Here is a 23024-nt window from a genome sequence, read left to right as displayed (position 1 = left end):
GCTTGACTCTTCCGATCCCCTCTGGAATCTATAGGAACATAACAGGAACAATTGTGAGTGAAAGCTGACCGTCATGGCGATGACCGCCGTGGCGCGGGAGACTGTTTTTGCCCTGCGCCGCCAGATCGCGAAGATCGAGGGAACACTGCCCGAGCGCCTGCAGGCACCGGCTGGCGCGCCCCTTGATGCTGACGCCGGCAGCGATCTGACGATCGTCCGGCGCGGCCTTGCCGCGGCCTTGCCGGATGCTTTCCTGCCCATTGGCATCGAGCGGCTCGATGCCGCGCTCAGCGGCGGCCTGCCGAAAGCCGCCCTGACCGAAATCCATGGCCTGGAAACCCGCGATGCAGGAGCCGTCGCCGGTTTCGCCCTGTCGATGGTCAGCCTGATCCTCAACCAGGCGCAGGGGCTGCCCATCCTGTGGATCGGGACATCGGAAATTTTCCACGAGGCCGGCTTTCCCTATGCCAGGGGGCTGCATGCCTCGTTCGGCATCGAGCCCGGGCAATTGCTGTTTTCCGAGGCGCCCCGGCTTGTCGATGCGCTGTGGATCGCCGAGGAGGCGGCCCGGATGACCGCGCTTGCCGCCGTCATCCTGGAGATCCGCGGCAATCCGCAGCGGCTGGACCTGACCGCGACACGCCGCCTGCATGCGCGGGCGCAAGGTGCCGGCCGGCCGGTGTTCCTGCTGCGGCAAGCGGCCGAGCCCGAACCGACGGCGGCGCCTGTTCGTCTGATTGTCGCGTCGGCGCCGGCCGTGCCGCGCGAAACAGTCGCCGGGCCGCTCGCCGGCTCGATCGGCCACCCGGCCTTCACCATCAGCATCGGCAAGAGCCGCACGGCCCTGCCTGGACAATTCACACTGGAGTGGAACCCCGATGAACGCAAATTCGATGAAAGAAGGGGCGAGGAAAGGCGCAGGGCGAGCAACGAATGGGCAGAGAATCCTGTCCCTATGGTTTCCCTATCTCGCGACAGAAAGGATCCTGCGGCAGCGTCTGGGGAAATCCTGGCGTTCCCGGCCGTCGGATCATCCGCAGCTATCTCACCCACCGCTCGTGATCAGCCATCGCCAGGGCAACGCGCAGCGCATCTCGGCCCTCGACGCGCGGGCTGAGGCGCTGCACCTGAAGCGCGACATGGGGATTGCCGATGCGCGCGCCATGCATCCGTCGATCGACATCGTCGAAGCCGATCCGGAGGCCGACCGGCGCCTGCTCGAGGGCCTCGCCGACTGGTGCGACCGCTACACGCCGCTGGTGGCGCTGGACGGCATCGACGGCCTGTTCCTCGACGTCACCGGCTGCACCCATCTGTTCGGCGGCGAACGCGCCATGCTGGACGAAATCCTGTCGCGCTTCTTCCAGCAGGGTTTCGACGTCCGCGGCGGGCTTGCCGGCACGCCCGGAGCGGCCTGGGCGGCGGCCCGGTTTTGCGGCGACCGCATCGTTCCATCAGGCGAGGAGGAAGCCTTGCTTGCCCCCTTGCCGCTGGCCGCCCTTCGCATAGCGCCGGAAACCCGTACCAGCCTGGAAAGTGTGGGGCTGCGCACGGCGGGCGCCGTCATGGCCGCACCGCGCGCGCCGCTCGCCCGCCGGTTCGGCGCCCTGCTGCTCCAGCGCCTCGACCAGGCGCTTGGCCGTCTCGACGAGGCGATCTCACCGCGTCTTCCCGTCGCGTCGCTTTCGGTCGAACGTCATCTCGCCGAGCCCGTCACGCTGACGGAGGAAATAGAACGGCTGGTGGGCATGCTGGCGACGACCTTGAAGACCGACCTCGAACGCCGCGGCGAAGGCGCAAGGAGCCTGGCGCTGCTGCTTTTTCGCGTCGACGGCGCCGTCAGCCGCATCGCGCTCGGCACCTCGCGGCCGATGCGCGAACCCTTGCTGGTCCGGAAATTGTTCCATGAAAGGCTGGCGGCACTCGAGCAGCATATCGATGCCGGATATGGCTTCGACCTGGTGCGCCTCTCGGTGCTGGCCGTTGCCGCTTTCGACATGCAGCAGGCCGATCTGACCGGCGAAGCGGCCGATGACGGCGCCGACATCGCCTTGTTCGCCGACCGTATCCGCGCCCGCCTCGGTGAGGGCGCGGTTCTGCAGCCGGTTCCCGTGGAAAGCCATCTGCCGGAACGCGCCGTCGCCATCATTCCCTTCACCGAAGCCCCGCGCCGGACCACGCCACCCAAGAAGCCGGACAGGATGCAGGCGCCGATGACCATCTTCCCGCCGGAACGACCGATCCGGCTGTTCCGTTCGCCCGAGCCCATCGAGGTGCCGGCCACCGAAATGCCGGAGGGACCGCCGCTGCATTTCCGCTGGCGCCGCGCGCTTTATCGTGTGACGCGCGCCGAAGGTCCGGAGCGCATCGCCGCCGAATGGTGGCGCGAGGCGCCGGGCGATGCGGCGGCATCGACACGCGACTATTTCCGCATCGAGGATGCCGGTGGCCGCCGCTACTGGCTGTACCGGCAAGGCCTTTACGGCGGCGTCTCGCAGATCCCGCCGCGCTGGTTCATGCATGGGGTCTTCGCATGAACGCGCTGACCGTCATCCCCTATGCCGAGTTCGGCATCCAGTCGAATTTCTCCTTCCTGCGGGGCGCCTCCAAGCCCGAGGAGCTGGTGGTCGCGGCCAAGCTCATGGGCTTCTCCGCGATCGGGCTCGCCGACCGCAATAGCGTCGCCGGCGTGGTGCGCGCCTGGCAGCAGGCCAAGGTCGAAAAGCTTGCCTACCATCCCGGCTGCCGGCTGGTTTTTGGCGACGGCACGCCGGACATTCTCGCCTATCCCAGGGACCGCGCGGGCTGGGGCCATCTGTGCCGCATGCTCACCCAGGCCAATCTGCGTGACGAGACCGAAAAGGGCGCCACCCTGCTCCGGCGCGACGACCTGCTCGAATGGGGGGACCGGATGTCGCTGGCGGTCCTGCCCGATCTGGCGGCCGGCGCGCAAGACAGTCTGGCTTTGCTCCGTGAACTCAAGGATCGCTTCGGCAGGGCCCCGCGGCTCGGCGTCTCACCCTGTTATGCCGGCCATGATCGCTTCCGGATCGAGCAGGCGGCGGCGTTCGCCGAGAGCAGCGGCATCCCGCTGATGGCGACCAACGATGTGCTCTACCACACGGCCGAACGGCGCCCGCTGCAGGATGTGCTGACCGCGATCCGCCTCAATGTTCCGGTCGCCGAGGTGGGGCTGGAGCTATCCGCCAATGCCGAACGCCATCTGAAGCCGCCGCAGGAAATGGCGCGCCTGTTCCGCCGGTATCCGCAAGCGCTGGCGGAGACGCTGCGTTTCGGCGAAGAGCTGACCTTCTCGCTCGGCGACCTTCAGTACAATTATCCCGACGAGCCGACGGAATCGGGTCTCGGGCCGCAGGCGGAGCTGGAGCGGCTGGCTCGGGAAGGTGCAGCCCGGCGCTTTCCCGGCGGTATCCCCGCCAGCGTGATAAAACGAATCCAGGAAGAGCTCGTCCTGATCGAGCGGCTGAATTACGCCCGTTATTTCCTGACCGTCCATGACATCATCAAATTCGCCCGAGGCGAAGGCATTCTCTGCCAGGGCCGCGGCTCCGCGGCCAATTCGATCATCTGCTTCTGCATTGGCATTACCGAGGTCGGGCCGGACAAGATCGACACGCTGTTCGAGCGTTTCATTTCCGAGGAACGCAACGAGCCGCCGGATATCGACGTCGACTTCGAGCATGAACGGCGCGAAGAGGTGATGCAGTACATCTATACAAAATACAGCTCCAAGCGCACGGCGCTCGCCGCCGCCGTCATCAGCTATCGCGGCCGCTCGGCGCTGCGCGAAGTGTCGAAAGCGATGGGCCTTTCGGAGGATGTCAGGGCGTCTCTCTCCGGCTCGATCTGGGGCTGGTCGACCTCGGAACTCGGCGAGAAGGAAGCCAGGGCCGGCGGCCTCGACAGCAGGGATCCGGTGTCACGGCATGTGATGGAACGCGCCAACGAGATCATGGGCTTTCCCCGCCACCTTTCCCAGCATGTCGGCGGCTTCGTCATCACCAAGGACCGGCTCGACGAGATCGTCCCCATCGTCAAGACGGCGATGGACGAGCGCAAGATGGTCGAATGGGACAAGGACGATCTCGATTCGGTGAAAATCCTCAAGGTGGATATTCTGGCGCTCGGCATGCTGACCTGCCTCCAGCGCGCTTTCACCTTGCTCGAGACCCATTACGGCGTGAGAGACGATTATGGCAGGCCATTGACCCTGGATACGATCGCCAAGGAAGATTCCCGTGTCTACGACATGATCTGCCGTGCCGATACGCTCGGCGTCTTCCAGATCGAATCGCGTGCTCAGATGTCGATGCTACCGCGTCTCAAGCCGCGCGAATTCTACGACCTCGTCATCGAGGTGGCGATCGTACGGCCGGGCCCGATCCAGGGCGACATGGTGCACCCCTATCTGCGCCGGCGGCAGGGCAAGGAAAAGCCCGAATATCCCAAGGCGGAGCTGAAAGAGATTCTCGGCAAGACGCTGGGCGTGCCGCTGTTTCAGGAGCAGGCGATGAAGATCGCCATCGTCGCCGGCGGCTTCAAGCCGGGCAAGGCCGATGAACTGCGCCGTGCCATGGCCACCTTCAAGCGCACCGGCACGATCGGCAATTATCGCCAGCAGATGATCGACGGCATGACAGGTCGAGGCTACGAAAAAGACTTCGCCGAGCGCTGTTTCAAGCAGATCGAGGGCTTTGGCGAGTATGGCTTTCCCGAAAGCCACGCCGCTTCCTTCGCCCTGCTCGTCTACGCCTCCTGCTGGTTCAAGACCTTCTATCCGGACGTGTTCTGCGCCGCGATCCTGAATTCGCAGCCGATGGGCTTCTATCAGCCGGCGCAGCTGGTGCGCGACGCCCGCGACCATGGCGTCGACATCCGCGAGGTCGACGTCAATTTCTCCGTCTGGGACTGCACTTTGGAAAAGGCGCTTTTCGACCCGGCCCGCATCCTGCCGCGCCATGCCGAAATGCGCGGTGTCATCGAGACGAGGCATGCGGTGCGGCTCGGCTTCCGGCAGATCAAGGGACTTTCCAGGGAACGCATGAAGATTTTCGTCGAGCGGCGCGGCGCCGGCTACTCGACGGTGCGGGATGTCTGGCTGCGCTCCGGCCTCAATGTCGACGAGATCGAGAAATTGGCGCAGGCCGACGCCTTCCGCTCCATCGGCCTCGACCGCCGCGCGGCACTTTGGGAGGTCCGCGCGCTCGACGGCAAGAGTGCCGCCGAGAAGCTGCCGCTGTTCGACCAGCCGGCGCTCAGCCTGCGCGAGTTGGAGCCTGAAACGAGGCTGCCGAAAATGCCGCTCGGCGAGCATGTCATCCATGACTACCGCTCGCTCGGCCTGTCGCTGAAGGCGCATCCGGTCGCCTTCCTGCGCGAGCGGCTCGACCGCGCCGGCATCACTCCCAATGCGAGCCTGCCTTCCGTGCGCGACGGCAGGCGGGTCTGCGTTGCCGGACTGGTGCTGGTGCGCCAGCGCCCCGGCAAGGGCAACGCGATCTTTCTCACGCTCGAAGACGACAAGGCCGTCGCCAATGTCATCTTGTGGGAAAGGACCTTCATCCGTTTCCGGCCCATCGTCATGGGTGCCCGGTTTGTGAAGGTCACCGGGAAACTGCAGTCGGAATCAGGTGTCGTCCATATCGTCGCCGAAAAGATCGAGGACCTGACGCCCTGGCTGACCGTGCTGCTGGAAAAGGTCGGTGCGACCGCACTGCCGGCCGCCGATCCTTCAGACCGCTCCGGCCAACCCGAAATACGGCCCGCGATGCTGAAAGACGGACAGGATCTCGCAATGCTGTCCGAAGAGGCGGAGAGGGTCATGCCCAAAGGGCGTAATTTTCAGTAGGCCCGACCCACCTTCGTCATCCACGGGCAAAGCAGGAGCGAAGCTCCGTGGCGGCGACCCGAGACGACAAACGCTATGGGTTGCTCAGCCGTAGATCTGCTTGTGGATCTGGTAGAGCATTTCCGAGCGGTCGGCTCGCATATCGGCCAGATCGCGGCTGGAGAAGCTGTCGATTTCGGCGACGAGACGATTGTAGTGCTTGCGCTTGGCGATGCTGCTGCGAGCGCGGGTCATGAGGTCGTTGAAGATCATAGCAAGGTTCCTTCTGTGCCGCATTCGGCGCGGCCGTTTATTCCTCCCTTGATCGGTACGGATCATGACATAGGAATGGTGCGTTGCAAAAAGAAGATGTTGCAATGCACCATTGCAGCCAGCGCATAGCCGGTTAATGGCTCCCTAAGGTCTGGCAAGACGCGGCCTGGCCGGCCGGCGAGCCGCCTTCCGTTTTGTCTTACAAATTAGCGTTACCCTGTCTTGCCAGATCGATTGCGGGCTGGCTTGATCCGGTGTCACCGATGACTGGGAGGAAATGCATGGCGGCCGCAGACTATTATGAGGTTCTCGATCCACGTTTCGGGCGCCTGTTCAACGGCAACGCGCAGGTGGAGAAGCTGTTCACCGGCTGCCGGTGGGCGGAAGGGCCGGCCTGGTTCGCCGCCGGCCGCTATGTCGTCTGGTCGGACATTCCGAACAACCGCATGCTGCGTTACGACGAGACGGACGGCAGCGTCAGTGTCTTCCGGCAGCCGTCCGGCAATTCCAACGGCAACACCGTCGACCGGCAAGGCCGGCTGGTCACCTGCGAGCATTCGGGCCGCCGCGTCAGCCGCACGGAGCATGACGGCTCGATCACCACCATCGCCGCCAAATGGAAGGGCAAGCCGCTGAACTCGCCCAACGACGCGGTGGTGAAGTCCGACGGCTCGATCTGGTTCACCGATCCGACCTACGGCATCGACACCGACTATGAGGGCGATAAGGCGGAGAGTGAAATCGGCGCCTGCCATGTCTACCGGGTCGATCCCGATACGGGCGATATCGAGGCTGTCATCACCGACATGGTCAGGCCGAACGGCCTTGCCTTCTCGCTAGACGAAAGCCTGCTCTATGTGGTCGACACCGGCCGCACGCATGGCGCCGAGAACCCGGCACATATGCGGGTGTTCAACGTCGGCAAGCACGGCAAGAAGGTTTCCGGAGGCAAGGTGTTCGCCGACTGCACGGCCGGACTGTTCGACGGCTTCCGGCTCGACGCCGATGGACGTATCTGGACGAGTGCCGCCGACGGCATCCATTGCTACGATCCCGACGGCACGCTGATCGGCAAGGTCAAGGTACCGGAGGTGACCGCCAATTGCGTTTTCGGCGGCGCCAAGCTGAACTGTCTCTACATCGCCGGCACCACCTCGCTTTATTCGGTGCGATTGATGGTGAACGGGGCCAAGACCTATTGAGCCTGCTGGAAACGCTTCTCTGGCGGCCCTTAATGGCCGTTTTGCGGATAGCCGCTGCGCCCGCTTTGCCGGGGCTTCCGGAGCAACCATCCTGCGGTTCGCCGGAGCGGAGTTCGAGGCCGGCTGTCGGCCGTATCAGACACAATTCAAGAGGAGGGCGTCATGCCATTCGTCAACATCCGCATCGTCAAGGAAGTGATCGCCGCCGATCCGGTAGGCAAGAAGGCTGACATCGCCAGGAAAGTCACGGCGGCCATCATGGACGCCACCGGGCTGGGCAATGACGACGTTTGGGTCGTCTTCGAGGAGGTCAACGCCCGCGACTGGTATGTCGGCAAGACCGACGTCGAGACGTTGAGAGCCAAGAAGTAATCCAAGGCGCGATGAGCGCTGCAAATCCCGGGCTCTGCTCAGGAAGGTGAAGGTGCGGCCGTGCCTCCGCCGACCCTACTTTCACCCGTCCGGCGCTTCGCCCAGCTCTCCAGCCAGTCGCGGCTTTGCATCTCGATCAGCCGCGATGCGGTTCGCTCGAATTCGAACACCTCGACGCCGCGCTTGGCCACATAAAGCGCGTGCGGTAGCGCGTCGGCGCTCACCACCAGCCGTGTATGATGGTCGTAGAGCGTGTCGATCAACAGGATGAAGCGTTTGGCCTCGTTGCGCTTGCCTTCGCCCAGCACCGGCACACGGTCGATGAAAACAGTTGAAAACCGCCCGGCGATCGCCAGGTAATCGCGCGCGCCGAGCGGCTTTTCGCAGAGGTCGGCGAAGGTGAAACGCGCCGCGTCACCAGCGGCGGCCGGCACCACCACCTTGCGTCCCTTCAGCGTCAGCGAGGTCTCGGCCGTCGGCGCCCCGCGCGTCATCGCCTGCCAGGCCTCATCGAGCGCCTGGTCGGCCGCCGCATCGGCCGGCGTGACATAGACCGGCGTACGGGCGAGCTTTTCCAGCCGGTAATCCTTGTCCCCGTCCAGGGACAGCACCTGCGCGTGGCGTTCCAATATGGCGATGAACGGTAGGAAAAGCTGGCGGTTCAACCCGTCACGGTAAAGATCTTGCGGCGCCACGTTCGAGGTGGCGACCAGTACGACCCCATTGGCAAACAGTGCCGAGAACAGCCTGGACAGGATCATGGCGTCGGCTATGTCGGTGACCGAGAACTCGTCGAAACACAGCACCCAGGCCTGCTCGGCGAGCGCCTTGGCCACCGGCGGGATCGGATCGTCTTCCCTGACCGTGCCTTCCTTGCGCGCCTGCCGGTGTTTCTGGATACGGTCCTGCACGTCGGCCATGAAGTCGTTGAAATGCACACGGCGCTTGCGCCTGACCGGCAGGAGCTCGAAGAACATGTCCATCAGCATGGTCTTGCCGCGGCCGACGCCGCCGTGGATGTAGAGGCCCTTGACCGCTTCGTGCGTCTCGCGCTTGCGGGCAAACAGCCAGCCCAGTGCACTGGACTTGTGCGCCAGCCGCTTGGCCGAGATCTCGACGGTCAGCCGGTCGAGCGCGGCGGCGATCTCTTCCTGCGCGGCATCGCGCTCGATCGCGCCTGATACCACCAGATGGTCGTAGCGCTGCCGGACGGTCGGATGGGTCTGGAGGCCGTCACGCAGATGCATCGATCACGTCACTATTCAGAGCAGGATACCCAGGGAAGGGGGTGCCGAGATTGAGGTCACGCCGCCGGCATCACCTGGATATCGGCATGTCCTACCTCGTAAGCGAGATCGGTTGCCCGTTGGAAGTCTGGCCGTCGAATTTCGAGCCGCCCGACGAATAAAGCCGCGCCAGCGAACCGCCATTCTCGTCATAAAGCGTCAGCTGCTTGCCGGCGACGTTCCACGACTTGATGCCGTCGATCGGCGCCGGGCAATGCAGCGGCCCGGCGCGGAAACCGGCGCCGAACTTGGTCTGCGGCGTCGCCACCTTGCAGCTCTGGCCGGAGACGCTGACATTCCAAACACCGGCGACGGCCGCCGCGCTGAGATCGGCGGCACCCGCTGGCGCCGCGCCGTCCGGCGGCAGCGAAGCAACCTGCGTGTTGGCCGGCGCGGTCGGGAACTGCGACGGGTCGGTGGTGCCGGGCGAGGCCGGCGGCGGCAGCTGGTTGGAACTCACCTGGCCAGCGGGGGCTGGCTGCAGCGGCGCCGGTTGCTGGTCGTCCATCGACGAGAAGCGTGAGGTTGAGCAGCCGCTCGCAACGATTGCCGCCAGGGATACGGCCACCAGGCCGCCTTTCGAAAAATTCATTACAACCTCCGTCGGATCCGGCTGGGGGGAAGCCGTCCGCGCAATCTCACCTCCACCAAGATGGAGAAGGTGGCGAAATTTCAACCCGATATGGTTAAAATAGGGTTTGCGGTATGAATTGTTGCAAATTTGTCGCACTCACCCGGCGAGCGGCGCGCTTGGCACGAACACATATCCGTCCGGTCCGACGATATAGCACTCGCGCAGACCATGCGGCTTGTCGATCGCGCCGGCCAGCACGATGTGGCCATGCTCCAGCGCCGCCGCCTCGATCGCGTCGGGCTCCGCGCCATGGAGACGCAGTTCGATGCCGGCACCGCGCGTCTCCGCACCCGCGATGGAGCCCGTCATGGGATTGTCGAGATAAGAATGGTCCGCATGCAGCATGAACACGGATCCCAGAAGCTCGATCGCGGCGAAATCCTCGTCGGCATAGACGATGCGGGCGCCAAGCACGTCACCGCAGAAGGCTACCATCGCCGCCATGTCCGATACCAGCAGATTGACGCCGATGCCGCGCGGCAGCGAGCGACCGAAATCCTCGGCCTTCATCCAGGGTGTCTTCGTCCGCTTCATCGCCATGGCGTCTTCCTCCTGATGCCGCGATCCTAGCCGAGACCGCCTTGCCGCCCCTGGCCTTCGGCCGGCAAACGCTTGCGCCAGCCGCGTCAGGGCTTATGTCTATGGCCAATTCCCGGAAAGGTGTTTACCGGGAAAAACGCGCAGCCCTTTCCCCTGGGAATTGCGTGAAAACAAAGAATTCACCGAAACCCCCCGGAGCGCAGACCTTGGCCGCCAGAAAGAAAGCCGCCAACCGCTACTACAGTGGCCCGCCCAGCGACCATTTCGACGGCAGCCTGTTCTTCAATCCCGGCGGCCGGATGCCCGGCCCCTTCAAGGATCTGCTGAAATGGCAGTTCAGCGGCCAACGCTCGAAATGGCCTGCTGCCAGCCCGAGCCCCTTTGCGCAGGCAAAGCCGGCCGCGACTGTCGAAGGCGCCGATCTGAGCGTGACCATGGTCGGCCATTCGACCTTGCTGATCCAGACCGCCGGGCTGAACATCCTTACCGATCCGGTCTGGTCGGAGCGCACGTCGCCGTTCTCCTTTGCCGGACCCAGGCGCGTCAATCCGCCGGGTATCGCCCTTGGCGATCTGCCGGCGATCGACCTCGTGCTGGTCAGCCACAACCACTATGACCATCTCGACCTTGCCACGCTGAGGCAGTTGCAGGAGAAGCACGATCCGCTGGTGGTGACGCCTCTCGGCAATGATGCCATCATCGCCGCCGCGGTGCCCGGCACGCGGCTTTCCGCGCATGACTGGGGCGACAGGGTCGATGTCTCCAACGGCACCGCGATCCACGTCGAACCAGCGCATCACTGGTCGGCGCGCGGGGCTCGCGACCGGCGCATGGCGCTGTGGGCAGGCTTCGTCATCGAGACGCCGGGTGGAAAAATCTATTTCGCCGGCGATACCGGCTTCCACGGCGGCATCAACTATCGGCTGATGGCGGACAGGCATGGCGGCTTCCGCTTCGCCATACTGCCGATCGGCGCCTACGAGCCGCGCTGGTTCATGGCGCCGCAGCACCAGAACCCCGAGGAAGCGGTCCAGGGCATGGCGTTGTGCAACGCGGCCTTCGCCGCCGGCTGCCATTGGGGCACGTTCCAGCTCACCGACGAGCCGTTCGACGAGCCTGCCCGGAAGCTGGCCGAGGCGCTGGACGGCCGAGGCATCCCACAGGAGCGCTTTCGCGCCTTGCGGCCCGGCGAGATCTGGGAAGTGCCCCGGATATGATCGCCTCGATGGCTGGAATGACCGTTTACGCTGCCATGGTATTCGCTGATGGTCATCCGCGGACAGGATAGGGATCAGATGAAGTCAATCATGGCAGGTCTTTTGGCGCTGGCGGTCTCGGTGCCGGCGGCTTTCGCGGGCGATATCAGCGATCGGGCGGCCGAGGCCGAGAAGCTGCTCCAGTCGGGTGATGGCGCGGTGCGCTGGAGAAATTCAGCAGCGCCCAGGAAGCGCTCTGGCAAGCGATGCCCCTTGGCGTCCTGAACGTCAAGCAGGTCGACACCGCCTCTGGCTTCGGTATCTACAGCGAGCGCGCCAACCACATATACAAGCCCGGGGAGAAAATCGTGCTGTACATGGAGCCGGTCGGCTACGGCTACGGCAAGGACGGCCTCGGCAACAGCATGATCGCGCTTTCTGTCGACATCACCGTCGTGTCGGCAGCCGGCGAAAAGCTCGGCACAATGGAGAAGGTCGGCCGTGTTCAGATCGCCTCTCGCTCGCACAATCGCGAACTGTTCTTCAAACTCGACCTCTCCCTCGACGGCCTGCCGGCCGGCAAATACCGGTGCGACTTCGTCATGCATGACGAGAATTCGAGCAAGACGGCTCCCTTCAACACGGATATCGAGATCGCCGGCTGAGGCGATGCCGGGAAACCACGATGTCCAATGGAGACGGCTCCGGCGCGGGTCATCCGTTCGATTGGCGCCGACTGAAACCACACCTGCAAGCGCTATCTCCCGGCCCCGGGAACCCAAAGCACGACAGCCGCGTTTTTCAACCGGTTTCAATGTGTCCGGCTTGCGAGGCGTTCCCATGCTCAAATGGATCATCATTCTCCTGATCATCGCCGCCGCGGCGAGCCTGCTCGGCATGCCGGCGCTGGCGGGCGCGGCCGCCACAGGCGCGCGCATTCTCATCGGCATCGTGCTCATCATCTTCCTGTTGATCTTGCTTGGGGTCTTTGCGGTGACGTAAGTCCGTCGCCTTCGTCGTGAAAGCGGCTGCGCACTGGTAATTCCTGCCCGTTTCCGCCATATAGCGCCGAACGGACATGGAAATTTCGGAGCAATGGCAGGCACGGCCCCTTTCGCCAAGATGAACGGCATCGGCAACGAGATCATCGTTGCCGACATGCGTGGCCGTGCGGATCGGGTGACGGCCGCGGCTGCCGTCGCGCTCAATGCCGATGCCTCGACGCGGTTCGACCAGATCATGGCGATCCACGACGCCAGGACGCCGGGCACCGCCTATTTCGTCGACATCCTGAATTCCGACGGCTCGGGTGCGCAGGCCTGCGGCAACGGCATGCGCTGTGTCGTCCAGGCGCTGGCCGCCGAGACCGGCGAGAAGACCTTCACCTTCGAAACCGTGGCCGGGATCTTGAATGCCCGCGAACACGCGGACGGCTCGATTTCGGTCGACATGGGCACGCCGCGCTTCGGCTGGCGCGACATTCCGCTGGCCGAGGAGTTCCGCGACACCCGCATGATCGAATTGCAGGTCGGCCCGATCGACGCTCCGGTGCTGCATTCGCCTTCGGCCGTCTCGATGGGCAACCCACACGCCATCTTCTGGGTCGACGCCGATGTCTGGACCTATGAACTCGACCGTTTCGGCCCGCTGCTCGAAAACCATCCGATCTTTCCCGAGCGCGCCAACATAACCATCGCGCAGGTGACCTCGCCCGACAGCATGATCATCCGCACCTGGGAGCGTGGCGCCGGCCTGACCAAGGCCTGCGGCTCCGCCTCCTGCGCGGCTGTCGTTGCCGCCGCGCGCACCAGGCGCACGGGCCGCAGCGTCAACCTTTTGACCCCCGGCGGCGGCACGCTGCATGTCGAGTGGCGCGAGGACGACCACGTCATCCTGACCGGCGCGGCCGAGTGGGAATTCTCCGGCAGCTTCGATCCGTCGACCGGACAATGGGCCCGCGACACCGAAAGCGCGGCGTGATGTCAGCTCTGGCCAAGGACGTCGACGTGGCGAAGCAGCCCGGCCGCATCGACGTGGTGACTTTCGGCTGCCGTCTCAACACCTACGAGTCCGAAGTGATGCGGCGCGAGGCCGAAAATGCGGGCCTCGGCGCACTGGGCGGCGGCGCCGTCATCTTCAACACCTGCGCCGTCACCGGCGAAGCGGTGCGCCAGGCCAGGCAGGCAATCCGCAAGGCGCGCCGCGACAACCCGGCCGCGCGCATCATCGTCACCGGCTGTGCCGCGCAGACCGAGCCCGAAAAATTCGCCGCCATGGACGAGGTCGATCTCGTGCTTGGCAATGAGGAGAAGCTGAAGGCCAATTCCTATCGCGCGCTGCCGGATTTCGGCGTCAACGACACCGAGAAGGCGCGCGTCAACGACATCTTTTCGGTGCGTGAGACCGCCGGCCACATGGTCGACGCCATCGAGGGCCGGGCCCGTGCGTTCGTGCAGGTGCAGAATGGCTGCGACCACCGCTGCACCTTCTGCATCATCCCCTATGGCCGCGGCAATTCTCGTTCGGTGCCGATGGGCGCCGCGGTCGAGCAGGTCAAGCGACTGGCGGGCAATGGCTACGCCGAGATCGTGCTGACCGGCGTCGACATGACGTCTTTCGGCGCCGACCTCCCAGGCGCGCCGAAGCTCGGCAAGCTGGTGAAGACCATCCTGCGTCAGGTGCCCGACGTACAGCGGCTCAGGCTGTCCTCCATCGATTCGATCGAGGCCGACGACGACTTGCTCGATGCGCTGGCCACAGAACCCAGGCTGATGCCGCATCTGCATCTGTCGCTGCAGTCGGGCGACGACATGATCCTAAAGCGCATGAAGCGCCGGCATCTGCGCGATCAGTCGATCCGCTTTTGCGAGGATGTGCGCAAACTGCGGCCCGGCATTGTTTTCGGCGCCGACATTATCGCGGGTTTCCCGACCGAGACCGACGCCATGTTCGAGAACTCGGAAAAAATCGTCGAGGAGTGCGGCCTGACCCATCTCCACGTCTTCCCGTTTTCGCCGCGCGAAGGCACCCCCGCCGCGCGCATGCCGCAGCTGCGTCGAGAGCTGGTCAAGCAGCGCGCCGCCCGGCTGCGCGCCGCCGGCGAAGCGGCCTACCAGCGCCACCTATCCTCGCTCGCCGGCAGCCGTCAGTCGGTTCTGATCGAGCGCGACGGCCTTGGCCGCACCGAAGGGTTCACGCTTGCCGCACTCGGCACCGGCGCGCCCGGAGAGATTGTCGAGGCTGATATAACCGGCCACGACGGGATCAGGCTGTTAGCCGCCCCCCTTCCCGCCCGCGCCGCCTGAGAACACATAAGCATGGCTGGTTTTTTCAAGAAGATATTTTCGTTCGGCAAGAAGGAGGTCGTCGAGGAGCGCATCGACGAGACCGCTCCGCTGCCCCCGATCAAATGGGACCAGCTCGACGCGCTGAAACCGGCGGCCGAGCAGGCCGTGCCGGAGTTTTTGAAGCGCGAGCAGCCTGCGGCGGAAGCCGCGCCGGCGACCGTGCCCCACCCTCCCCGTGAGGAGGTAAGGCCAGCGCCCGCCGAGGAGCCGACGCCAGAGCCTGCCCCGACCATTCCGCCTACGCCGGAGCCGACCGTTCCAGCTGAGCCGGAACCTTTGCCGGAACCCCAGCCGCAGGAAGAACCCGCGCCCGAGACGCCTGCCGAGCCGCCTGCGCCGGACGAGGTCCCGCCGGCCGTGGTTCCGGAGCCCACGCCCGAGCCGCGGCCGCCGGAGATCCCGCCGGCGCCATCGGAGCCGGAGATCGTTCCTTCGCGTCCCGAGAGGCGACCGGAACCCGCGCCCGTCGAAGCGCCGACGCTGCCAGTCGAAGTGCCGGCCGAGGTGCCCGCCCCGATCGAGGTGCCGCCGGCGGCGCCGGTTGAAGTGCCGCCCTCGGCGGCCGCCGTCGAGCAGCCTTCAAAGGCCGTCGCTGCCCCTCATCCGCCTGCCGGCACCTTCTCCCCGTATAGGGTCGGGGCGAAGGAAGGGGCTTCAGCGCCGTCCTCGCCCGGTTTGCGGGGAGAGCATGAAGGACAGCGCGGACCTGCCGTCGAAGCGACGCTCGAAGCGCCACCAGCTGAAATCGCCCCGCCTATTCGCCAGCCTGCACCGGTCGAGACGCAGCCGGTCGTCGCCGAGGTCGCGCCCGAGCCTCAACCGGTCCCGCAGCCCGCCCGGGAGCCAAAACCCGTTCCCGGCAAGGTGACGGTCGCCAGGAAGGTCGAGCAGAAGGCCGAGTCGCAGAAGGCGCCGGAACCGGCGCCGAGGCAATCCTGGTTCCAGCGCATGCGGGACGGGCTAGCCCGGTCCTCGCGCGAACTGACCGGCAACATTGCCGGCGTCTTCACCAAGCGCAAGCTGGACGAGGAGACGCTGCAGGACCTGGAGGACGTGCTGATCCGCGCCGATCTCGGCGTCGAAACGGCGCTGCGTGTGACCGATTCACTGGCCGCCAGCCGCTACGGCAAGGATGTTTCCGATACCGACGTGCGCGCCGTCATGGCGGCCGAGGTGGAGAAGGTGCTCGCCCCGGTCGCGAAGCCACTCGAGCTCGACCTCTCGCACAAGCCGCATGTCATCCTGGTGGTCGGCGTCAACGGCACCGGCAAGACCACGACCATCGGCAAGCTCGCCGCCAAGCTGACCGATGGCGGCCTGTCGGTGATGCTGGCCGCCGGCGACACGTTCCGCGCCGCCGCGATCGAACAGCTGAAGATCTGGGGCGAACGCACGAAGTCGCCCGTCATTGCCTCCAAGCTCGGCGCCGACGCCGCCGGTCTCGCCTACGATGCCTTCGAACGGGCAAAAGAAGCCGGCTCCGACGTGCTGATCATCGACACCGCCGGCCGGCTGCAGAACAAGACCGAACTGATGGCGGAGCTGGAAAAGATCGTCCGCGTGCTGGGCAAGCTCGATCCCGAAGCGCCGCACACCGTGCTGCAGACGGTCGACGCCACGACCGGCCAGAACGCACTCAACCAGGTCGAGATCTTCCGCAATATCGCCGGCGTCAACGGCCTGGTGATGACCAAGCTGGACGGCACGGCGCGGGGCGGTATTCTGGTGGCGATCGCGGCAAAGCATAAATTGCCGGTCTATTTCATCGGCGTCGGCGAACAGGTCGACGACCTCGAACCGTTTTCCGCAAGCGAATTCGCCCGGGCGATCGCTGGAGTGGCTTGAACAGGCATGTTGCCGGAAGCGAGGCTTCCGGATGAGCGTGCGTTAGAAGGAAACCATGAACCCACCCATTCTCGAACGCGATCCGTCCGACCCGCAGAAAGAGAAGAAGGAAGGCATCAATCCCGTGCTCAAGCTGGCGCTGGAGCTTGGGCCGCTGCTCGTCTTCTTTTTCGCCAATGCGCGCGGCGAGTGGCTGACGCAGAAATTGCCCGTGCTGGCTGAATTCGGCGGCCCTATCTTCGTCGCCACAGGCCTGTTCATGGCCGCGACCGCGATCGCGCTGATCGCCTCATGGCTGCTCACCCGCACCTTGCCGATCATGCCGATGGTGTCGGGGGTCGTCGTCTTCATCTTCGGCGCGCTGACGCTTTATCTGCAGGACGACGTTTTCATCAAGATGAAGCCGACCATCGTCAACACGCTGTTCGGCGGCGTGTTGCTCGGCGGCCTGTACTTCGGCCGCTCGCTCCTCGGCTATGTCTTCGAGTCCGCATTCAAGCTCGATGCCGAAGGCTGGCGCAAGCTCACCTTCCGTTGGGGCCTGTTCTTCCTGTTCCTGGCCCTCGTCAACGAAGTCGTCTGGCGGAATTTTTCCACCGACGCCTGGGTTACGTTCAAGGTCTGGGGCATCATGCCGATCACGCTTCTGTTCACCTTCAGCCAGATGCCGCTGATCCTGCGCCACTCGCTGGACGACAAGGCCGGCGGCGAAGAGAAAGTCGGCAAATAAGGTTGCAAAGGGGAGAGCCATGGAATTCGTCACCACCCAGGAGGAGCTGCGGACGATCTACAAGACGCCGCGCCCGACCGATGGCTCGATCCGCAAGGAATTGAAGGCGCTCGACGCCCATTGCCGCTCCTTCATCGGCAAGAGCCCATTCGTGCTGATCGGCTCGTCCGACGGCGAAGGCAATGCCGACGTCACCCCGAAAGGCGACAAGCCCGGCTTCGCCGCCATTCTCGACGAGAACACCATCGCCATCCCTGACCGGCCCGGCAACAATCGGCTGGATACTCTTGAAAACATCATCCGCAATCCCTCGGTCGGGCTGCTCTTCCTCATCCCAGGCATGAACGAGACGCTGCGCGTCAATGGCGATGCCCGCATCACCGTCGATGCCACCTTGCGCGAGCGCCTTGCGGTCGACGGCAAGGCGCCGCAAAGCGTCATCGTGGTCGTGGTCAAGGCCGCCTATATGCATTGCGCCAAGGCTTTCATGCGCTCCGATTTGTGGAAGCCCGACAGCTGGCATGATCGCGCCACGCTGCCGACGCTCGGCCAGATCCTGCGCGACCAGCTGGCACTGGCCGATTCGGCCGAGGCGACCGACCGCTGGCTGGACGGCGAGTACAAACAGACGATGTGGTAGGGTTCTCGGCCCCCGATTCGTCTGGACTGGTCCGCCTTGCTCAACCTCATTGCGATATCCGGCAGCCTGCGGGCGGCCTCCACCAATTCGGCCCTGGTCGCGGCACTGGCGCTGAACACGCCAGCGGGCTGTCGCGTCACCGTCTATGACGGGCTTGGCCGGCTGCCGATCTTCAACCCCGACGCCGAGGGCGAGCGGACGCCGCGCGACGTCTCCGATCTGATCGAGGCCGTCACCGGCGCGGACGGTGTCATCGTCTCCTGTCCCGAATATGCCCATGGCGTGCCTGGCGGGCTGAAGAATGCGCTCGACTGGCTGGTTTCGCGCGACGCCGCCGTCGGCAAGCCGGCGATGCTGGCGCACGCCTCCCCACGCTCGCTCTACGCCCGCGCGGCGCTGGCGGAGATCATGCGGACCATGTCGTTCGCGCTTTGCGAAGAGGCCGTGCTCGAGGTTTCGCTCCTCGGCAAGAAGCCGGCGGAGGTTGAACGCATTCTGGGAGAGCCGGCAAACGTGCGGACAATTCGCGATGGCCTGTCAGCCTTCGCGGCGTTCATCCGCTCGCGTCAAATTTGAGCGGACTCGTGCCAAATCTGAGCGGACGCCGTCGTGTCGTCGTCCTGGAAGGACCGGAGGCGTCGGCCAATCGCTACAGCCGATAAACGTACATCACAAAGGTCTCCGCCTCGTCATGCGCCTCCTTGTGCCCCCCGTAAAGTGCGCGGGCAGGCAGATTGTCCGGCTCGGTGCCGACCCATGCCTCTTCGCAGCCTTGCTCACGGCCGAGCGCGAACATGGCGTCGAGCATTCCGCGCGCGATTCCCTGGCGCTGGAAAGCTGGCGAGACGCCGACCTCGTCGACATAGAGTTCGGGCGCCTTGTCCGGATGGCGGTGAATGATCGCCGCGCATTGGCCGACGACAACGTCCTCGGCCAGGGCCACGATCATGAAATGGCCCGATTGCGCGAGATAGCTGGCAAGGCGATCGGGCCGCACCGGCTCGTCGAACACGTCGTCGGCAATCCGCATCACAAGGGCGTCATCTCCAGGATATAGCCTTCTGATCTCAACCGCCATTGTGTAAATTCTCCCAAGTAGGCTTACAAACTTTGACGTTTACGTAAATCCCGAACACACTAACCGATTGAAAATGCAGGGGTCGAAATAATCGTTTGAATATATTCCGCACCAGAGCTATTGGGTGCGGGAAATTCGCGGTTCCCCGCAGCGGTCCGGCCTCTTCCTCGACGCCGTGTTGGCGCGTCACAGACAAAGGGAAATCATCCTCACATGGCACGCAACAAGATAGCGCTGATCGGCTCGGGCATGATCGGCGGCACACTCGCCCACATGATCGGCCTCAAGGATCTCGGCGACGTGGTGCTGTTCGATATTGCCGAGGGCATTCCGCAAGGCAAGGGCCTCGATATCGCGCAGTCGTCGCCGGTAGATGGTTTCGATTCCCGGCTGATTGGCGTCAACGACTATGCCGGCATCGAGGGCGCCGATGTCTGCATCGTCACCGCCGGGGTCCCGCGCAAGCCGGGCATGAGCCGCGACGACCTGCTGGGCATCAACCTGAAGGTCATGGAGCAGGTTGGCGCAGGGCTGAAGAAGTACGCGCCGAAGGCCTTCGTCATCTGCATTACCAATCCCCTCGACGCCATGGTGTGGGCGCTGCAGAAGTTTTCGGGCTTGCCCAAGACCCATGTCGTCGGCATGGCCGGCGTGCTCGACAGCGCGCGCTTCCGCTACTTCCTGGCCGAGGAATTCAAGGTTTCGGTCGAGGACGTCACCGCCTTCGTGCTCGGCGGCCACGGGGATTCCATGGTGCCGATGATCCGCTATTCCACGGTGTCGGGCATTCCGCTTCCCGACCTGATCAAGATGGGCTGGACCTCGAAGGAAAAGCTCGACCAGATCGTGCAGCGCACCCGCGACGGCGGCGCCGAGATCGTCGGTCTTCTGAAGACCGGCTCGGCCTATTACGCGCCGGCGGCCTCGGCTATCCAGATGGCCGAATCCTACCTCAAGGACAAGAAGCGCGTGCTGCCTTGCGCAGCACACCTCTCCGGTCAGTATGGCGTCAAGGGTACCTATGTCGGCGTGCCCGTGGTGATCGGCGCCGGCGGTGTCGAGCGCGTCATCGAGATCGACCTCAACAAGGCCGAGCAGAAGATGTTCGAGGCATCGGTGGCGACCGTGCAGGGCCTGACCGAGGCCTGCGTCAAGATCGCGCCGCAGCTCGCCTCGAAGTAACCCCGCCCAAACGTCACCCCGGCAAAACGACCCTGGAGATAGTTCCCGATGAACATCCATGAATATCAAGGCAAGGCGCTGCTGAAGAGCTTTGGCGCGCCGGTGGCCGAAGGCGTGCCGGTTTTCAAGGCAAGCGAGGCGGAAGCCGCGGCACAAGCGCTGCCCGGCCCGCTCTATGTGGTCAAGAGCCAGATCCATGCCGGCGGCCGCGGCAAAGGCAAATTCAAGGAGCTCGGCCCCGATGCCAAGGGCGGCGTGCGGCTGGCGAAGTCGGTGGCCGAGGTCGTTGCCAACGCCAACGAGATGCTCGGCCACACGCTGGTGACCAAGCAGACCGGCCCGGCCGGCAAGCAGGTCAACCGCCTCTATATCGAGGACGGCGCCGACATCGAGCGCGAACTCTATCTCTCCATTCTGGTCGACCGCTCGGTCGGCCGCATCGCCTTTGTCGTCTCGACCGAGGGCGGCATGGACATCGAGGGCGTCGCGCACGACACGCCGGAAAAGATCATCACCGTCGCCATCGATCCGGAAAAGGGCGTTACGGCTGAGGACGTCAAGGCGCTCAACGACGCGCTGAAGCTCGACGGCGAAGCGGCCAAGGATGGTGGCACACTGTTCCCGATCCTCTACAAGGCCTTTGCCGAAAAGGACATGAGCCTGCTCGAGGTCAACCCGTTGATCGTGATGAAGAACGGCCGCCTGCGCGTGCTCGACGCGAAAGTGTCGTTCGACAACAACGCGCTGTTTCGCCACCCCGATGTGCTCGAACTGCGCGATACCACCGAGGAAGACGAGAAGGAGATCGAGGCGTCGAAATACGACCTCGCCTATGTCGCGCTCGACGGCAATATCGGCTGCATGGTCAACGGCGCCGGCCTTGCCATGGCGACGATGGACATCATCAAGCTCTATGGCGCCGAGCCCGCCAACTTCCTCGATGTCGGCGGCGGCGCGTCCAAGGAGAAGGTGACGGCGGCGTTCAAGATCATCACCAGGGATCCGGCGGTCAAGGGCATCTTGATCAACATTTTCGGCGGCATCATGAAGTGCGACATCATCGCCGAGGGCGTGATCGCCGCGGTCAAGGAAGTTGGGCTCAAGGTGCCGCTGGTCGTGCGCCTGGAAGGCACCAATGCCGAGCTCGGCAAGAAGATCATCAACGACAGCGGCCTGAACGTGGTTTCGGCCGACGATCTTGACGATGCGGCCAAGAAGATCGTGGCGGCGGTGAAGGGCTGATCCGGTGCCTCCACGCAAGATAAACCTGGTTGAGGCGGCGGATCAGAAGATCACCGCGGTCTTCGATCCGCATATCGCCGGCGACATCAATGACAGCCAGGCCAAGGTCGCCAAGTTCGGCGAGGTCTTCGACTGGCACGCGCATGACAATGAGGACGAAGCTTTTCTCGTGCTGCGCGGCAGGATCGCCATCGATTTCCGCGACGGGCCGATCGAGCTCGGCGAGGGCGACTTCATCGTCGTGCCGCGGGGCGTCGAGCATCGCCCGCGTTCGCTGACATCGGAGCCGGTGGTTCTGATGTTCGAACCGGCGACGACACTCAACACCGGCAATGCCAAGAGCGGCCTGACGGTCACCGATCTGAAGCGGCTCTGACCGATGAACGCGGCCTCCTTCTCCTCGCTCTCTGACGGTCACCAGCGCTTGCAGGCGCTGGTCGGCGCGTGGCGCGGCGAGGAAGAGGTCTCGGACACGCAATGGGCCGATGGCGGCCCAGCGACGTCCGAAGTGCTGGCGCAGGCTGAGTTCGGCGGCCAGTTCGTGGTGCAGCGCTATCGCCAGCGCCGCGACGGTACGATCTCGTTCGGGTCGCACTGCGTGTTCGGCTTCGACCAGCAGAACAGCCTCTTCACCATGCATCAGTTCGATTCGATGGGCTTTGTGCCGGTGTCGCCGGCGACAGGCACGTGGGATGGCAACACACTGACGCTGCTGCGCTCATCGTCGCGCGGAGCCGCGCGCGTGAGTTACGATTTCGATGGCGGTGACAGCTATCGCATGCGGTTGGAGTTTCAGCCGATCGGCAGCGATGCTTGGCAAGACATGGTGAGAGGCCTCTACCGGCGCGTTTTGCCTTCCGAGTTGAGGGAAGGCTGATCGATGGAGATCCTGCGCAAGGCCGTTGAAGAATTACACATAAACACACATATTATGGCTGTGTATTTATGTGGAGATGGACCATGAAGAACGTCACCCTGGCCATGGACGAGGCTCTGCTTGAACAGGCGCGAGGCCTTGCCGAACGTCGCAAGACGACGCTCAACGCCCTCATTCGTTCCCTGCTTGCGCACGAAGTCGAGCAGGAAGACCGGATTGCTTGGGCCAAGGCGGGAATGAAGCGGCTCATGGACAAGGCCGCGAAACGGAGCGATAGCGCCGACACCCCCTACAAGTGGGATCGAAGGGACGCCTATGCCGACCGGGAAGATCGATTGCTTTCTCGACACGAACGTCCTGATCTACGCGGCTTCGGAGAAGAATCGTGATCCGCGCCGCGCGCCAATCGCTGAAGAGCTGGTATCGAGCACTGTCTTTGGCGTGTCGGGCCAGACTTTGGCCGAATTCACCGCAGTGGCGCGCGGGAAATCCCTCCTTGGCGATGATCTGCTCGACCAGTGGCTGGTCCTCCTCGGCACCTGCCCGTTGGTGCCTGTCGATGAAAGCTATGTTCGCGCGGGACTGGACCTCGCGCGACGTTACGGAATTCACTACTACGACGCCGCGCTTCTCGCAGCGGCCGGGTATCTCGGCGCGCCGATTTTCTACACCGAAGACCTCAACCACAACCAGGTTTATGGCTCGGTCCGAGCCGTCAATCCTTTCTTGTAA

At 64.3% G+C, this 23024-nt stretch carries 26 protein-coding genes; 21 read left to right on the top strand and 5 right to left on the bottom strand.

Going from position 1 to position 23024, the window contains the following annotated elements; genetic code table 11:
- The first annotated feature begins 73 nt into the window (after positions 1-73).
- From ACVWWD_RS07230 to ACVWWD_RS07220, 3 genes are read left to right on the top strand one after another with little or no spacing between them, the layout of a single operon-like run.
- Positions 74-1117, top strand: a complete 1044-nt coding sequence (locus ACVWWD_RS07230) for an ImuA family protein (RefSeq protein ID WP_023782130.1) — start codon at positions 74-76, stop codon at positions 1115-1117.
- Positions 1059-2537, top strand: a complete 1479-nt coding sequence (locus ACVWWD_RS07225; RefSeq protein WP_352549593.1) for a DUF6504 family protein — start codon at positions 1059-1061, stop codon at positions 2535-2537. The genes ACVWWD_RS07230 and ACVWWD_RS07225 overlap by 59 nt, the downstream gene beginning before the upstream one ends.
- Positions 2534-5869, top strand: a complete 3336-nt coding sequence (locus ACVWWD_RS07220) for an error-prone DNA polymerase (RefSeq protein WP_352549595.1) — start codon at positions 2534-2536, stop codon at positions 5867-5869. Before ACVWWD_RS07225 ends, ACVWWD_RS07220 begins: the two co-directional genes overlap by 4 nt.
- Positions 5870-5953: 84 nt before the next feature.
- Here ACVWWD_RS07220 and ACVWWD_RS07215 read toward each other — a convergent pair whose 3' ends face one another.
- Entirely contained in the window at positions 5954-6121 is a 168-nt protein-coding gene (locus ACVWWD_RS07215; RefSeq protein ID WP_023774506.1) for a hypothetical protein, read from the bottom strand.
- A 281-nt stretch (positions 6122-6402) separates the two neighbouring features.
- Here ACVWWD_RS07215 and ACVWWD_RS07210 point away from each other — a divergent pair, with 281 nt between their 5' ends.
- The gene (locus tag ACVWWD_RS07210) at positions 6403-7323 is read left to right on the top strand and encodes an SMP-30/gluconolactonase/LRE family protein (RefSeq protein WP_023774507.1); all 921 of its coding nucleotides are present in this window, start codon (positions 6403-6405) and stop codon (positions 7321-7323) included.
- Positions 7324-7485: 162 nt separating this feature from the next.
- Complete coding sequence (locus tag ACVWWD_RS07205; RefSeq protein WP_352549600.1) at positions 7486-7695, top strand: tautomerase family protein; 210 nt, start codon at positions 7486-7488, stop codon at positions 7693-7695.
- Between the two features lie 38 nt (positions 7696-7733).
- Here the strand turns inward: ACVWWD_RS07205 and zapE are convergent, their stop codons facing one another.
- From zapE to ACVWWD_RS07190, 3 genes are all read right to left on the bottom strand, one after another.
- Complete coding sequence (gene zapE, locus ACVWWD_RS07200; RefSeq protein ID WP_352549602.1) at positions 7734-8942, bottom strand: cell division protein ZapE; 1209 nt, start codon at positions 8940-8942, stop codon at positions 7734-7736.
- A gap of 91 nt (positions 8943-9033) precedes the next feature.
- The gene (locus tag ACVWWD_RS07195; RefSeq protein WP_023774510.1) at positions 9034-9573 is read right to left on the bottom strand and encodes a protease inhibitor Inh/omp19 family protein; all 540 of its coding nucleotides are present in this window, start codon (positions 9571-9573) and stop codon (positions 9034-9036) included.
- Between the two features lie 138 nt (positions 9574-9711).
- Positions 9712-10155, bottom strand: coding sequence for a VOC family protein (locus ACVWWD_RS07190; RefSeq protein ID WP_023774511.1), 444 nt, complete (start codon positions 10153-10155; stop codon positions 9712-9714).
- A 206-nt stretch (positions 10156-10361) separates the two neighbouring features.
- Here ACVWWD_RS07190 and ACVWWD_RS07185 point away from each other — a divergent pair, with 206 nt between their 5' ends.
- The 10 genes from ACVWWD_RS07185 to ACVWWD_RS07140 all read left to right on the top strand — a co-directional run bounded on the left by ACVWWD_RS07185 (position 10362) and on the right by ACVWWD_RS07140 (position 18489).
- Positions 10362-11372, top strand: a complete 1011-nt coding sequence (locus ACVWWD_RS07185) for an MBL fold metallo-hydrolase (RefSeq protein ID WP_023793612.1) — start codon at positions 10362-10364, stop codon at positions 11370-11372.
- Positions 11373-11450: 78 nt separating this feature from the next.
- Positions 11451-11636 (top strand): hypothetical protein, encoded by a 186-nt coding sequence (locus ACVWWD_RS07180; RefSeq protein ID WP_352549608.1) that lies wholly within the window; start codon positions 11451-11453, stop codon positions 11634-11636.
- Positions 11618-12016, top strand: coding sequence for a hypothetical protein (locus ACVWWD_RS07175; RefSeq protein WP_457102975.1), 399 nt, complete (start codon positions 11618-11620; stop codon positions 12014-12016). Before ACVWWD_RS07180 ends, ACVWWD_RS07175 begins: the two co-directional genes overlap by 19 nt.
- A 175-nt stretch (positions 12017-12191) precedes the next feature.
- Positions 12192-12353: a DUF1328 family protein gene (locus ACVWWD_RS07170; RefSeq protein ID WP_015315001.1), complete on the top strand. Its 162-nt coding sequence runs from the start codon at positions 12192-12194 to the stop codon at positions 12351-12353.
- A gap of 93 nt (positions 12354-12446) precedes the next feature.
- Positions 12447-13331 (top strand): diaminopimelate epimerase, encoded by an 885-nt coding sequence (gene dapF, locus ACVWWD_RS07165; RefSeq protein WP_023782135.1) that lies wholly within the window; start codon positions 12447-12449, stop codon positions 13329-13331.
- Positions 13331-14656, top strand: coding sequence for a tRNA (N(6)-L-threonylcarbamoyladenosine(37)-C(2))-methylthiotransferase MtaB (gene mtaB, locus ACVWWD_RS07160; protein WP_023782136.1), 1326 nt, complete (start codon positions 13331-13333; stop codon positions 14654-14656). Before dapF ends, mtaB begins: the two co-directional genes overlap by 1 nt.
- A gap of 12 nt (positions 14657-14668) precedes the next feature.
- Positions 14669-16543 carry a signal recognition particle-docking protein FtsY gene (gene ftsY / locus ACVWWD_RS07155; protein ID WP_352549612.1) on the top strand — a complete coding sequence of 625 codons (1875 nt, stop codon included), beginning with the start codon at positions 14669-14671 and terminating at the stop codon, positions 16541-16543.
- A 55-nt stretch (positions 16544-16598) separates the two neighbouring features.
- Positions 16599-17273, top strand: a complete 675-nt coding sequence (locus tag ACVWWD_RS07150; protein WP_023763224.1) for a septation protein A — start codon at positions 16599-16601, stop codon at positions 17271-17273.
- Positions 17274-17292: 19 nt separating this feature from the next.
- Positions 17293-17913: a pyridoxamine 5'-phosphate oxidase family protein gene (locus ACVWWD_RS07145; RefSeq protein WP_352549614.1), complete on the top strand. Its 621-nt coding sequence runs from the start codon at positions 17293-17295 to the stop codon at positions 17911-17913.
- A gap of 36 nt (positions 17914-17949) precedes the next feature.
- A complete protein-coding gene (locus tag ACVWWD_RS07140; RefSeq protein ID WP_023794777.1) occupies positions 17950-18489 on the top strand; it encodes an NADPH-dependent FMN reductase in 540 nt (179 codons plus the stop codon).
- A gap of 73 nt (positions 18490-18562) precedes the next feature.
- On the opposite strand, the gene ACVWWD_RS07135 is transcribed toward ACVWWD_RS07140, so the two are convergent.
- Positions 18563-18943, bottom strand: coding sequence for an N-acetyltransferase family protein (locus ACVWWD_RS07135; protein ID WP_457102974.1), 381 nt, complete (start codon positions 18941-18943; stop codon positions 18563-18565).
- 261 nt (positions 18944-19204) lie between these two features.
- On the opposite strand from ACVWWD_RS07135, the gene mdh reads away from it, so the two are divergent.
- The 6 genes from mdh to ACVWWD_RS07105 all read left to right on the top strand — a co-directional run bounded on the left by mdh (position 19205) and on the right by ACVWWD_RS07105 (position 23024).
- Positions 19205-20173 carry a malate dehydrogenase gene (mdh, locus tag ACVWWD_RS07130; protein ID WP_352549617.1) on the top strand — a complete coding sequence of 323 codons (969 nt, stop codon included), beginning with the start codon at positions 19205-19207 and terminating at the stop codon, positions 20171-20173.
- 48 nt (positions 20174-20221) lie between these two features.
- Positions 20222-21415, top strand: coding sequence for an ADP-forming succinate--CoA ligase subunit beta (gene sucC / locus ACVWWD_RS07125; protein WP_352549619.1), 1194 nt, complete (start codon positions 20222-20224; stop codon positions 21413-21415).
- A 4-nt stretch (positions 21416-21419) separates the two neighbouring features.
- Positions 21420-21791, top strand: a complete 372-nt coding sequence (locus ACVWWD_RS07120) for a cupin domain-containing protein (RefSeq protein ID WP_023794779.1) — start codon at positions 21420-21422, stop codon at positions 21789-21791.
- A gap of 3 nt (positions 21792-21794) precedes the next feature.
- Positions 21795-22292, top strand: a complete 498-nt coding sequence (locus ACVWWD_RS07115; RefSeq protein WP_023794780.1) for a DUF1579 family protein — start codon at positions 21795-21797, stop codon at positions 22290-22292.
- An 83-nt stretch (positions 22293-22375) separates the two neighbouring features.
- Complete coding sequence (locus ACVWWD_RS07110) at positions 22376-22681, top strand: hypothetical protein (RefSeq protein ID WP_352549621.1); 306 nt, start codon at positions 22376-22378, stop codon at positions 22679-22681.
- Entirely contained in the window at positions 22608-23024 is a 417-nt protein-coding gene (locus ACVWWD_RS07105; protein ID WP_031241316.1) for a PIN domain-containing protein, read from the top strand. The genes ACVWWD_RS07110 and ACVWWD_RS07105 overlap by 74 nt, the downstream gene beginning before the upstream one ends.

Source organism: Mesorhizobium sp. URHB0026 (assembly GCF_054059755.1).
The sequence above is the reverse complement of the archived record's forward strand: the minus strand, read 5'-3'. Positions and strand labels throughout refer to the sequence as shown.